The following is a 12,284-nucleotide window of genomic DNA, read 5'->3' on the forward strand; positions in this document are numbered from 1 at the left end:
CCATCCCGAACAGGACAGTGAAACGAGTCAGCGCCGATGATAGTGCGGATTCCCGTGTGAAAGTAGGTCATCGTCAGGCTATTATTAAAGCCAACCCCCATCAGCTCTCGCTGGTGGGGGTTTTGCTTTTTGGTGTCGCTTTTGAAATTTGGCGGTTGCCGCCGGATGTCACTCAGTAGGCAAATCGCGGTGGGGGCTACTGATCCCGCCGGACAGGTTCTAGCGAAACGCCGTCAATACTGAATGCTGTGCAGCAGCCTGTGCCGCGTCAGCGGTTCAAAGTGCGACAGGCAACTTGTCGAGCGACATCCTGACCTCAATCGAGGTTGCCATTCACGCTCACGTCATCACCCCCAGGCAGCATGGTGGGCATGCCGACGACGCAAGACCCCGCTGCCGCCGACACGCCCGTCTTGTCGGTGCGTACCGTCTGGATTTCGGACCTGCACCTGGGCACGCCAGGTTGTCAGGCGAAGGCGCTGCTCGATTTCCTAAGGGACGTCGAGTGCGACACCCTCTATCTGGTCGGGGACATCATCGACGGCTGGCAGTTGCGCCGCACCTGGTATTGGCCGCAAGCCCACAATGACGTCGTGCAGAAGCTGCTGCGCAAGGCCCGAAAAGGGACGCGGGTCATCTTCATACCGGGCAACCATGACGAGTTCGCGCGCAAATACCTGACGCACAACTTTGGTGGTGTCGACGTGATGGAAGAGGCCATCCACGTGACGGCGGACGGCAAGAAGCTGTGGGTGACGCATGGAGACCTCTACGACGGCGTCATCCAGTGCGCGCGCTGGCTCGCGATTGCCGGGGACCTGGCCTACGAATTTACTCTCAAGGTCAACCGCTGGTTCAACCGCATCCGTGCCAAGTTCGGGTTGCCTTATTGGAGCCTGTCGCGCTACCTGAAGCACAAGGTCAAGCGCGCGGTCAGCTACATCAATGAGTTCGAGAACGCCGTCGCGCGCGAGGCCAAGAAGCGCGGGGCGCATGGCGTAGTCTGCGGACACATCCATCATGCCGAGATCCGCGAGATCGATGGCGTGCTGTACTGCAACGATGGTGATTGGGTGGAAAGTCTGACGGCGCTCGTCGAGCATCACGATGGCCGGCTCGAGATCATCGACCGGGGCGACGAGGCCGCATTGCCCGGCATGCTGCCGGCCGCCAAACCCAAGTTGGCACCGCTTGGTGTGTCCGTGCCGACGCCGGCAGCAGTCGCGAGCGTCGCAGGGCCTGAAACCGTCGCCTGACCTGGAGCCTCGCGTGCGGCCTGGGCCGTGTCAGTGCGCCGGCAGTCGCGTCAGCAGCGCCTGCCCGGCCCGAATCTGCGCACCGGTGGCGACGCCATCGGCCAGTTCGAAACCCGGAGGCACGAAAACAATGATGGTCGAGCCATGCTCGAACCAGCCCATCTCCTGACCCTTCATGTGCGGTGCGTTGCAGGGCATCTCGTTCGCGCCTTGGCGGCCGAGGTGCAGCAGGACATCTAGAAAGTGCAGGCGAATGCTGGCCACCAGCACGGCGGCCACTGGGACCAGTGCGATTGGGTGCCCGCTCGCCAGCCGCATGCGCACGACGGCGCGCTCGTTGCGGCAGAACAGCCGCTCCACGCGCTTCAACGCGACCGGGTTCACATTCCACGTGTCGCCGCTGAGGTAGGTCACATGTTCCACGGAGCCATCGGCCGGAGCGTGGAAGCGGTGGTACATGACCGACGTGAGCCTCAGCGTGATGAAGCGGCCGCCTTCGAAGACACTGGCGTCCTGCGTCGGACCGAACAGTTCCGCCGTCGAGTACGGGAAGCCCTTGGCCTGGTAGACCTGCCCTTGCCGCACCATGCCGGCCGCGCCCACGATGGCATCGCAGGGGCTGGCGAGCACGTCAGGTCGGGCATCGAAGACGCGGGCGCCGGGCTTGAGCTCGCGCGTGAAGCAGTCCTTGATGGACGTGAACTGCTGCTTGCGCGCCTCGCTCAGGTCCAGTGGCGTGAACAACTGCCACAGGCGCAGTGCCAGCCGCGTGAATGCCGGGCTCTCGATGCGCGCGATGCGACCCATCAGCCGCGTGGCGGCGATGCGCGGAATGCGGTTGGTGAGCAGGAAGTTCAGGTCTTCCTGTGCGCCGAGGCGAGCCAGCCAGCCGCGCGTGCCCTTGGCGCCGTCGTCAAGCGAGGGCGCCGCGTCTTGTGAGTTCATGAGTGTTGCCTGTTGCGCGCGGGAGTTCTGCCCGGTCCCATTCCACAGGGCCGCCCAGCCGCGCTTGCATTCGGCAAGGCGAGGTGGGCGAGGTGTCAAAACTTCTGAGCAAGCATTTCGCGAAACACGCCGCGGCGAATGGCCTTGGCCGACAGCTCCGGCGCCGTCCACCACCAGCCGTCCGCCTTCATCTCGTCGCAGGCGGCGACGAAGCGCTCCATCACCTCGGCGAACTCGGCGTCGCTGTAGTTGAGGCTGAAGATCAGCCTGCCCGTGCCCACCCAGCTCAGCGCCAGCCCGTGCTTGCGCAGGTAGAACTGCAGCATCCAGTGGTAGCGGCCGGGCTGCTCGTACATCACCGTCCAGATCGTGGACAGGTTGGCCATGCGTACCGGCGCGTCAGCGGCCTTCAACCGTGCGTTGAAAAGCGCGCAGCGGGCGTTCCACCGCTCGTCGAGGCCGTCATAGAGCGCGCGCACCTCGGGGCGCTCGATGCGTCGCAGGAACGACGCCATCGCTGCGACGACATACGGATGTGCGTTGAACGTACCGCGCGCAAAGCAGATGTCTGCCGGCCGGTCCTCGCGGTAGCGCGTCATCAGCGCGCGGCTGCCGCAGACGACGCCCACCGGCAGGCCGCCGCCCAGCGTCTTGCCGTAGGTGACGAGGTCGGCCTTCACGCCGAAGTACTGCTGTGCGCCGCCGGGCGCGAGGCGGAAGCCGACGAAGACCTCGTCGAAGATCAGCACGATGCCGCGCGCCGTGCAGACGTCGCGGAGCTTCTTCAGCCAGGCGGTGTAGGCCTCCCGGTCATACGCGGCGCTGCGGCTGCCGTCGATCAGAGCCGAGTCCCCAGGCGCGTTCTTGTTCGGATGCAGCGCCTGCAGTGGATTGACCAGAACACAGGCGATGTCGCGCCGCGTCGCCAGCACCTTCAGCGAGCGCTCGGCCATGTCCTGCAGCGTGAAGGTCTCGCGGGGCGGCAGCGGGTTGCCGGGGCCGGGCTGCACGTCCTCCCACCAGCCGTGGTACGCGCCGGCGAAGCGCACCAGGCGCTTCTTCTTCGTGTGATAACGCGCCAGCCGCACAGCCTGCATGACGGCCTCGGTGCCGCTCATGTGGAAGCTCACTTCCTCCTGTCCGGAGACGGTCTTCAACCTTGTCAGCACGTCCAGCACGCAGGGGTGGTACGCGCCCAGCACGGGGCCGAGCTCGCGCGTCGTGGCCACTGCTTCGTCGATGCATTCCTTGTACGCGTCATAGCCCAGCAGGTTGACGCCATAGGAGCCGGTCAGGTCGTAGAGCCGGTTGCCGTCCAGGTCCTCGACCTGCACGCCGTCACTGTGCTGCAGGAAGGCCCCGACCCTCAGATGCTCGCGCAGCACCGGGCTGAACTGGAAGGGCACTCGATAGCGGCCTGTGAACTTCAGGTCGGAGATCGTGTCGCGTGCCTGCTCGGTGGCAGCCAGCGTCTTCGCGAAGCGCGTGTCGAACTCGGCGCCCAGCCGCTGCAGCGCTGCCTTGCGCCGGGCCGCGACGTCTGCCGGCGCGCCATCGGCCACGAAGAACTGCGTCTCGTCGTACGCATAGCCCGGCACCCAGCGCGCCAGCCGCTTGGCCATGCGCGAGTGCCCCGCGAGAGACCGGTGCTTGGCGCGCGACAGCTCGAGACGCTGCTTGGCCGCAGGCAGCAGCGCCAGCACGCCCAACGCGAGCGCCGACAGGGTGAGTGTTTCGTCCACGGTGCTCAGTGGGCCTGCGAGCCCACGTGCTCCATCGGGTCGATCAGCTGGCCCCGCAGCAGATAGAACGGCGATCTCCAGTACAGCAGCACGTCATGGAAAGGATCGGTCAGGATCTTGAAACCCCAGGCCAGGCCTTGCATCAGGCCCTGCGTGGCCCACAGCTGGCCCACACGGAACAGCAGGCCCACGACGCCCAGGCAGAACCACGCCATGCCGACGTCTTCGACATAACCCTGCAGCCCGACGGCGGGCTGGATGAGGCCGCCCAGCGACGGAGCAAACCACAGCACCGCAGGCAGCGCCACCCACACGGCCATCAGCACGATCTTGCGGCGGATGTTGTAGCCGACCTTGATCGCTTCCTTGTACTCGTCGGTCGCGCGGTTCACTTCGTCGTAGCCGCGCGGCTCGAAGAAGAAGTGCCCGGCCTGCCGTGTCGTCATTGACACGCACCAGGCCAGCAGCGCGGCCCAGGCCGGGTTGACGAACACCAGTCCGTACGCGACCAGGAAGCTCAGCGCGCTGATCAGGTGCAGGCTCTGGTTGATGCGGCTGTGGTGGTAGTAGCGGTGGTCGTCCCAGCGCTGCGTCTTCAGGGTCTGAAAGAACTCGTTCACGTCCCGTCCTTGTGTCCGTGGGTGGAAAGCGGGGCGGATGGTGCGGGGCTTGCGTGAAAACGCCGTGACGGTCCGGTTGTCACAGTGCTGTTGCATGAAGTCCTGACCATCGCGGCCATGAACACCCCCGACGCCGACGACATCCTGGTCGACGACCTGCCCGCGCCGCGCCATTCGCGCCGGCTCGCGGTGGTGACGGAGACCTATCCACCCGAGGTCAACGGCGTCGCCATGTCGATGGCGCGCGTCGTCGACGGCCTCAACCGCCGCAACCACGACGTGCAGTTGATCCGCCCGCGCCAGCCGGCCAAGTTGACGGCTCCCATGAGCGGCAAGCCCGCCGTGGACGAGGTGCTGACGAAGGGCCTGCCCGTGCCGCTGTACCCCAACTTGCGTATGGGCGTGCCGAGCAAGCGCGCACTCGTGAAGCTGTGGTCGCTGAAGCGGCCGGATGTCGTGCATATCGCGACCGAAGGGCCGCTCGGCTGGTCGGCGCTGCAGGCCGCGCAGCATCTGGCGCTGCCCGTCACGTCGGACTACCGCACCAACTTCCACGCCTACGGCAAGCATTACCGCCTGGGCCTGCTGTCCAAGCCCATCATGGGCTACCTGCGCAAGTTCCACAACCGCTGCGACGCGACGATGGTGCCCACCGAATCGCTGCGCACGCTGCTGGCAGCGCGCGGCTTCGAGCGGCTGAACGTCGTCGGCCGCGGCGTGGATGCGCAGCGCTTCGACCCCGCGCGGCGCAGCGCCGCAATGCGCGAGAGCTGGGGCGCGGCACCTGACGACCTCGTGCTCGGGTACGTCGGGCGGCTGGCCCCCGAGAAGAACCTGGGCGTCGTGCTGGCGGCCTACGAGGCCGTGAAGGCCACGCAGCCCCGCGCGCGGCTCGTCTTCGTCGGCGACGGCCCGATGCGCACGGAACTCGCCGCGCGGGCGCCCGATGCGGTGTTTGCCGGACAGCGCAGCGGTGACGACCTCGCCGCGCATTACGCGGGGCTGGACCTCTTTCTGTTTCCCAGCCTGACCGAGACCTTCGGTAACGTGACGACTGAAGCCATGGCCAGCGGCTGCGCGGTCGTGGCCTTCGAGAGCGCCGCGGCGGGAGAGCTGATCCGTAGCGGCCAGAACGGCTGGCTGGCGGGCGCGGGCCTTGAGACCGACTTCGTCGCGGCGACGCGCGTGGCCGCGATGGACGCTGCGGCTCGCCGTGCAGTTGCCGACGCCGCCCGGGCCACCGCGCGGCGGCTCGACTGGGCCGACATCACGGCACGCTTCGAGTCGGTGCTGGAAGGTGCCATCGCGCGAGCCGAGCCGGCGTTCAACCTGCCCGGTCTGCAGCCGGCGGCCTGAGCGGCCGGCGCGTCAGTCCTCGTCGGGCGCCCAGTCGGTCACGCGCTCGAACCGTTCCGACTCCGGCGTCTTTTCGAAAGCGCTGCCTTCAGGTTCGTCCAGCAGCGGCAAGATGGTCGGGTCGTAGTTCGCAATGGTGTTGACGTCGTAGACGTCATGGTGCGACGGCGTGCTCATGAAGTCGTCGTCCTCGAAGCCGGACAGGAAGCGCCAGCCGCTGTCCACCTCGTTGTCGGGGGCCTCGCGGTACATGAAACGCACGGGATGGCCGTCCACGGTGATCATGTCGCTGGCGATGCACGCGCCGTGACCCGGCGCCAAAGGCTTGATCTCATCGGGGGACAACTTGAACGTCTTGGACATGGCGAGAGGCGGCCAGTTGCGAGGCTACTTGCGAGCACGGGAGCGTGCGGAGGCGCGGGCACTTGAGTCGATCCGGATCAGCGCGCTGATGCTGATGGCGACAACAAGTCCCAGCCCCGTGAGTGTCGCTGCGATCGGCACGCCGGCGGCCTCGCATACGGCGTAGCCCGCCAGCATCACCAACACGCTCAGGTTCTCGTTGAAGCCCTGCACGGCAATCGACCGCCCCGCGCTCAGCAGCACGGCACCCCGGTGCTGCAGCAGCGCGTTCAGCGGCACCACCATCGCGCCGCCCACCGCGCCGACGACTGCCAGCATGACCGCGGCGACCGCCACATCGCTGACCTGTGCGACCACCGGCATCAGCAGCCCCAGCACGATGCCGGCCCACAGGCCGTGGCGCGCCTGGTGCAGCGCCAGCCAGCGGCCTGCCGCCGCGGCGCCGGCGATGACGCCCACGGCCACCGCGGCTTGCAGGTAGGCGGCCTGGCTCAATGGCAGCTGCAGCGCGTCGCCGGCCCAGCGCAGCACGGCGAACTGCAGCGTCGCGCCGACACCCCAGAACAGCGTCGTTGCGGCGAGAGACAGGCCGCCCTCGCGGTCACGCCACAGTGCGCGGTTGGCGGCGCGGAACTCGAGCACGAGTGTCGCGGGGTCGTGCGCCGTGCTGCGCTGGCGCCGCCCGCTGTCGGGAATGCCGGCGTTCAGCAGACTGGAGACGGCGTAGATGAACAGCAGGGCCACCAGCGAGCCGGTCAGCTTGTCCGCCGGCAGGTCCAGACCGTCGAAGAAGTCGGCCATGGCTGACGCGATCCACAGCGGGCTGACCAGCACGCCACCCAGCACCGCGCCCAGCAGCGCTGCCGAGACGACGCTGATCTCCACCCAGCCGTTGGCCGCCACCAGTGCCTCGGGCTCGGCCAGCTCGGTGATGAGGCCGTACTTGGCCGGTGCATAGGCGGCTGCGCCCAGGCCGACGACAGCCAGCGCCGCCACGGGATGCAGGCCCGCTGCCAGCAGGCCCAGGCCCCCGATCTTCACCACGTTCATCGCCGCCATGACCCGGCCTTTCGCGAACGCGTCGGCCAGCGGCCCGACCCACGGCGCCAGGACGACATAGGCTGCCATGAAACCCACCTTCAGCAGCGGCGCCCACCAGCCCGCGTAGCCCTGCTGGGCCAGCAGCGCGATGGCGACGATGAGCAGCGCGTTGTCGGCCAGGGCCGACGTGAACTGTGCGCCGATGACGAGGCCGAAGCCGCGGGGCAGGGGGGCGCGGCGGGTCAGCGCCGGGTCGGGCGCGAAGTCGGGCGTGGCGGTCGGCACGGGGGCTGGACTGTGCGGGCGCTGCGTGAAAACGCGATGAAGCCGGCGGGCATACGGAATGCCCCCTGAGTCCGACCCGCCACTTCCAACTGCACAGGACGACCCCATGGCCAAGACATCCCCGATCCCGCCGGCGAAGAAATCGACCAAGACTTCCGGCACCGCCAGGAAGTTCACCGCGGCCAAGGCCGCCGCACGCAACACCGACAGCGCCCCGTCCCGCCCGGCGCCCGACGCCGACGGCGATGCTGCGGCCCAGCGCGCGGCAGACGTCCAGGCCACGGCCGCGGCCATGCCCTACAACACGACCAAGGCGGGCGAGCACGGCGCCGCCATGGGCGTGGCGCCCGCCGCGGGCCAGCATGTGCCGCCGCCGTCGCGGCTCGTCACCGGCAGCACGCTGTCCGAAACGCAGATGAACGACAAGGTCGGCACGCTGGCGCCGGAGGGCGTCAACGCCGCCATCGCGCCGCTGGACCGCGTGCGCGTCGATTCCGCTGGCCAGGTGCTGACCACCAACCAGGGCGTGCGCATCGCCGACAACCAGAACTCGCTGAAGGCCGGTACGCGCGGCCCGGTACTGCTGGAGGACTTCATCCTCCGCGAGAAGATCACCCACTTCGACCACGAGCGCATCCCCGAGCGCATCGTGCATGCCCGCGGCTCGGCGGCGCACGGCTACTTCGAAGCCTACGAGGACCTCAGCGAACTGACGATGGCCGCGCCGTTCAAGCATGCCGGCAAGCGCACGCCGGTGTTCGTGCGCTTCTCCACCGTGCAGGGCGAACGCGGCAGCAAAGACACCGCGCGTGACGTGCGCGGCTTTGCCGTCAAGTTCTACACCGACGACGGCAACTGGGACTTGGTGGGCAACAACATGCCGGTGTTCTTCATCCAGGACGCGATGAAGTTCCCGGACCTCGTGCACGCAGTCAAGCCCGAGCCGCACCACCAGATGCCGCAGGCCGCCAGCGCTCACGACACCTTCTGGGACTTCGTCTCGCTGATGCCCGAGTCGACCCACATGCTGATGTGGGTCATGAGCGACCGCGCCATCCCGCGCAGTTACGCGACGATGCAGGGCTTCGGTGTGCACACCTACCGCCTGGTCAATGCCGAGGGGCAGTCCGTGCTCGTCAAGTTCCACTGGAACCCGAAGTTCGGCACGCATTCGCTGACCTGGGACGAGGCCGTCAAGATCTCCGGTGCCGACCCCGACTACCACCGCCGCGACCTGTGGGAGCGCATCGAGAGCGGCGCGTGTCCCGAGTGGGAGCTGGGCATCCAGGTGTTCACCGAGGAGGACGCCGCCAGGTTCAGCTTCGACATCCTCGATGCAACCAAGCTCGTCCCGGAGGAGCTGGTGCCCGTGCGCCCGGTGGGCCGCATGGTGCTCAACCGCAACCCCGACAACTTCTTCGCCGAGACCGAGCAGGTCGCCTTCTGCGTCGCCCACGTCATCCCGGGCCTGGACTTCACGAACGACCCGCTGCTGGCCGGCCGCATCCACTCCTACGTCGACACGCAGATCACCCGGCTGGGCGGACCGAACTTCCACGAGATCCCGATCAACTCGCCCATCGCGCCGGTGCACAACAACCAGCGCGACGGCTTCCACCGCCAGGCCATTCCGCGCGGCCGGGTGTCCTACGAGCCCAACTCGCTGGCCGGCGGCTGCCCGTTCCAGGCCGGCGCAGCGGGCCAAGGCTTCGTGTCCGTCGCCGCGCGGCTGCGCAACCGCGAGGACTCGGCCAAGGTTCGCGCCAAGCCCGAGCTGTTCGCCGAGCACTACCACCAGGCGCGGCTGTTCTACGAAAGCCAGACTCCCGCCGAGCAAGCCCATATCGCCGCGGCTTTCCGCTTCGAGCTGAGCAAGGTGACTGTGCCGGCCATCCGCGAGCGCATGCTGTCCTCGTTGCTGAACGCATCGCCCGAGTTGGCCGCCCGCGTGGCCGCCGGCCTCAACACGCCATTGCCGGAGCCGATGCCGCTGGCGATCGCGCGGGCGCCGCGGCCGGAGGTCAAGCGCTCGCCCGCGCTGTCGCTGATGGCGCGGCCGGGCGACGGCTCCATTGCCGGCCGCAAGGTCGTCATCCTCGCCGCCGATGGCGTGGCCGGGGAGAGCGTGGTCACGGTGCAGGCGGCGCTGTTCGAGCAGGGCGCCGTGGCGCGCATCTCGGCGCCGCGCATCGGGCCGGTCATCACTGCCGACGGCGTGGAGCTGCAGGCCGACGTGTCGCTGGAGAACGAGCCCGGCTTCCTGTTCGATGCGCTGGTGCTGCCCGACGGCCAGGAGGCCGTGGAGCGGCTGGCGCACGAGGGCCACACCTACGAGTTCATCCGCGACCAGTACCGCCACTGCAAGACCATCCTTGCGCTAGGCGCCGGCGAGCAGCTGTTGCGCGCCGCCGGCATCGACGCGACGCTGCCGTCGGGCGCGATGGACCCTGGCATCCTCATCGACAACGATGCGGCCTCGGGTGCCGAGGCCTTCATCCGGGCCCTCGCACGCCACCGCCACTTCGAGCGAGAGACCGACCCGCCCGTGGTCTGAAACCGCGCGAACTCCATGGCGATGCTGTATTTGTATACAGTATCGTCATGGACGTTCAGACCAAGCTGGCCGTGCTGGCCGACGCCGCCAAGTACGACGCTTCCTGCGCCAGCAGCGGCGGGGACAAGCGTGACTCGCTCGACCGCCGCGGCATCGGCTCCACCAACGGCCATGGCATCTGTCACGCATTCACGCCGGACGGCCGTTGCGTGTCGCTGCTGAAGGTGCTGCTGACGAACTGGTGCGTCTACGACTGCCTGTACTGCATCAACCGCCAGTCCAGCGACGTACAGCGCGCGCGCTTCAGCATCGACGAGATCGTGCAGCTGACGCTGTCGTTCTACCGCCGCAACGTCATCGAGGGCCTGTTCCTGTCCAGCGGCATCATTCGCACGCCGGACTACACGATGGAGCAGGTCATCGAGGTGGCGCGCAGGCTGCGCGAGCAGGAGCACTTCCGCGGCTACATCCACCTCAAGACGATTCCCGACGCTTCGCCCGAACTGGTCGAGCGCGCGGGCCGCTATGCCGACCGGCTGTCCATCAACGTCGAGCTGCCCAGCGCGCAGAGCCTGAAGACGCTCGCGCCGGAAAAGGATGCGGCCGGCATCGAACGCACCATGTCGCGCATCCACCTGCGGCTGCAGGCCGCGAAGGAGGCCCGCCGCGAGGCGGACGCTGTGCGTGCGCTGCCGGGCGCCGCGGCAGCCGCCGCCCGGCCGGCGCCGTTCGCCCCCGCGGGCCAGAGCACCCAGCTCATCGTCGGCGCCGACGATTGCGACGACCGCGTCGTGCTACAGCTCTCCAGCCGGCTGTACACCGGCCAGCGCCTGCGCCGCGTCTACTACTCGGCTTACAGCCCCATCCCGCACGCCAGCCGCGCGCTGCCGCCGCAGGCCGCGCCGTTGCTGCGCGAGCACCGGCTCTACCAGGCCGACTGGCTGATGCGCTTCTATGGCTTCACGGCCGATGAGATCGTCACCGAGGCCGGCTTCCTGTCGCTGCGCCACGACCCCAAGCTCGCCTGGGCGCTTGCGCATCCCGAGGTCTTCCCGGTGGATGCCAACACCGCGCCGCGCGAGGCGCTGTTGCGCGTGCCGGGGCTCGGCGTCGGCTCGGTCGACAAGCTGCTGGCTGCCCGCGCTCACCGCCGCCTGCGCCGTGCCGACCTGCTGGCGCTGGGCCCATCGGCGCGCAAGGCGCTGCCTTTCCTCGTCGCGGCCGACCACCGCCCCCGTGCGGGCGACGTGCAGGCGCTCGCCCGCCCAGCGCCGCAGCCGCAACAGGGGGCGCTGTTCTGATGGACCTGCCACTTCGTTACCCGGCGGACTGGGACGGCTTTGCCGCCCGGTTGCCGGCGCTGCTGGCCGGCGGAGATGCCGGCTGGGCACACGCTGTCGGCGCGCAGTCCGCGCTGTTCGGCGACAGCGCCGAAGCCACCGCCATGCCGTGGGTGGCGCCGGACGGTTTCGACGACCTGGGACGCCAGGTTGCCATGCACGACGACGACAGCCGGTACGCGCGGCTGTTGGCCTTCGCCCGCCGGCTGCAGCGTGAGCCCGGCCTGTGGGCCGATGTGCTGGACCGCGACCGCCGCGCGCTGCAGTCCATGGCGCGGCAGGTGCGCCGCGAGATCCATGCGATGCATGCGTTCGTGCGCTTCCGCGAGGTGGCCGACGAGACGGTGGCCGCCGGGCGCCGCCACGTCGCGTGGTTCGAGCCGGCCCACCATGTGCTTCGCGCCGCGGCACCGTTCTTCGTCAAGCGCTTCGCGCAGCACCCCTGGGCCATCCTGACGCCGCGTGGCTGCCTGCACTGGGACGGCCAGCGCCTCGCCGGCGCTGGCCCCGCTCGCCGGGAGGATGCGCCGGCCGAGGATGCCGGCGAGGGGCTGTGGCTGACCTATTACCGCAGCATCTTCAACCCGGCCCGGCTCAAGGTCACGGCGATGAAGCGGCAGATGGAGGTGCGCTACTGGGCCCACATGCCAGAGACGCGGCAGATCAGCGCACTCGTGCGCGAGGCCGCGGAGCGCGAGGGCCGCATGCGCGGCGTGTGAGGCTGTTTGGCCGCCGTGCAGCCAGGCCGAGCCCCGGCGCGGTCTGCAAGACCGGGCGAGGGG

General features: G+C 68.6%; 10 protein-coding genes and 1 rRNA gene. 6 read left to right on the plus strand and 5 right to left on the minus strand.

The features are described 5' to 3' along the window. Nucleotides 1-79 (plus strand): 5S ribosomal RNA (gene rrf / locus LXT13_RS29125); the annotation flags it as partial. A 292-nt stretch (nucleotides 80-371) separates the two neighbouring features. Beyond that, a complete protein-coding gene (locus LXT13_RS27765; protein ID WP_233375640.1) occupies nucleotides 372-1,256 on the plus strand; it encodes a UDP-2,3-diacylglucosamine diphosphatase in 885 nt (294 codons plus the stop codon). Between the two features lie 30 nt (nucleotides 1,257-1,286). On the opposite strand, the gene asd is transcribed toward LXT13_RS27765, so the two are convergent. The 3 genes from asd to LXT13_RS27780 all read right to left on the minus strand — a co-directional run bounded on the left by asd (nucleotide 1,287) and on the right by LXT13_RS27780 (nucleotide 4,563). Next, nucleotides 1,287-2,201: an archaetidylserine decarboxylase gene (asd, locus tag LXT13_RS27770; RefSeq protein ID WP_233375641.1), complete on the minus strand. Its 915-nt coding sequence runs from the start codon at nucleotides 2,199-2,201 to the stop codon at nucleotides 1,287-1,289. 95 nt (nucleotides 2,202-2,296) lie between these two features. Then, entirely contained in the window at nucleotides 2,297-3,943 is a 1,647-nt protein-coding gene (locus tag LXT13_RS27775) for an aminotransferase class III-fold pyridoxal phosphate-dependent enzyme (RefSeq protein ID WP_233375643.1), read from the minus strand. Nucleotides 3,944-3,948: 5 nt separating this feature from the next. Continuing rightward, entirely contained in the window at nucleotides 3,949-4,563 is a 615-nt protein-coding gene (locus LXT13_RS27780) for a hypothetical protein (RefSeq protein WP_233375644.1), read from the minus strand. Nucleotides 4,564-4,680: 117 nt separating this feature from the next. Between LXT13_RS27780 and LXT13_RS27785 the strand changes: the two genes are divergently transcribed. Continuing rightward, complete coding sequence (locus LXT13_RS27785) at nucleotides 4,681-5,919, plus strand: glycosyltransferase family 4 protein (protein WP_233375646.1); 1,239 nt, start codon at nucleotides 4,681-4,683, stop codon at nucleotides 5,917-5,919. Nucleotides 5,920-5,931: 12 nt separating this feature from the next. On the opposite strand, the gene LXT13_RS27790 is transcribed toward LXT13_RS27785, so the two are convergent. Both LXT13_RS27790 and lplT read right to left on the minus strand, forming a co-directional pair. Continuing rightward, entirely contained in the window at nucleotides 5,932-6,282 is a 351-nt protein-coding gene (locus LXT13_RS27790; protein ID WP_233375648.1) for a DUF2185 domain-containing protein, read from the minus strand. A gap of 24 nt (nucleotides 6,283-6,306) precedes the next feature. After that, a complete protein-coding gene (lplT, locus tag LXT13_RS27795) occupies nucleotides 6,307-7,608 on the minus strand; it encodes a lysophospholipid transporter LplT (protein ID WP_233375649.1) in 1,302 nt (433 codons plus the stop codon). A gap of 106 nt (nucleotides 7,609-7,714) precedes the next feature. Between lplT and LXT13_RS27800 the strand changes: the two genes are divergently transcribed. Genes LXT13_RS27800 through LXT13_RS27810 form a run of 3 tightly spaced genes read left to right on the plus strand, consistent with a single transcriptional unit; the run spans nucleotide 7,715 to nucleotide 12,221 of the window. Next, entirely contained in the window at nucleotides 7,715-10,162 is a 2,448-nt protein-coding gene (locus tag LXT13_RS27800; RefSeq protein WP_233375650.1) for a catalase, read from the plus strand. Between the two features lie 47 nt (nucleotides 10,163-10,209). Beyond that, nucleotides 10,210-11,463 carry a putative DNA modification/repair radical SAM protein gene (locus LXT13_RS27805; RefSeq protein WP_233375651.1) on the plus strand — a complete coding sequence of 418 codons (1,254 nt, stop codon included), beginning with the start codon at nucleotides 10,210-10,212 and terminating at the stop codon, nucleotides 11,461-11,463. After that, nucleotides 11,463-12,221 (plus strand): TIGR03915 family putative DNA repair protein, encoded by a 759-nt coding sequence (locus LXT13_RS27810; RefSeq protein ID WP_233375653.1) that lies wholly within the window; start codon nucleotides 11,463-11,465, stop codon nucleotides 12,219-12,221. The genes LXT13_RS27805 and LXT13_RS27810 overlap by 1 nt, the downstream gene beginning before the upstream one ends. Nucleotides 12,222-12,284: the final 63 nt, after the last annotated feature.

Source organism: Pelomonas cellulosilytica, assembly GCF_021353265.1.
In the GTDB taxonomy this organism is placed as follows: Bacteria; Pseudomonadota; Gammaproteobacteria; order Burkholderiales; family Burkholderiaceae_C; genus Pelomonas; species Pelomonas cellulosilytica.

What these genes read in the sequence shown, in the direction of transcription:
- LXT13_RS27765 (WP_233375640.1), top strand. Translation starts at nt 372, where the DNA reads ATGCCGACGACGCAAGACCCCGCTGCCGCCGACACGCCCGTCTTGTCG.
- asd (WP_233375641.1), bottom strand. Translation starts at nt 2,201, where the DNA reads ATGAACTCACAAGACGCGGCGCCCTCGCTTGACGACGGCGCCAAGGGC.
- LXT13_RS27785 (WP_233375646.1), top strand. Translation starts at nt 4,681, where the DNA reads ATGAACACCCCCGACGCCGACGACATCCTGGTCGACGACCTGCCCGCG.
- LXT13_RS27790 (WP_233375648.1), bottom strand. Translation starts at nt 6,282, where the DNA reads ATGTCCAAGACGTTCAAGTTGTCCCCCGATGAGATCAAGCCTTTGGCG.
- LXT13_RS27800 (WP_233375650.1), top strand. Translation starts at nt 7,715, where the DNA reads ATGGCCAAGACATCCCCGATCCCGCCGGCGAAGAAATCGACCAAGACT.
- LXT13_RS27805 (WP_233375651.1), top strand. Translation starts at nt 10,210, where the DNA reads ATGGACGTTCAGACCAAGCTGGCCGTGCTGGCCGACGCCGCCAAGTAC.
- LXT13_RS27810 (WP_233375653.1), top strand. Translation starts at nt 11,463, where the DNA reads ATGGACCTGCCACTTCGTTACCCGGCGGACTGGGACGGCTTTGCCGCC.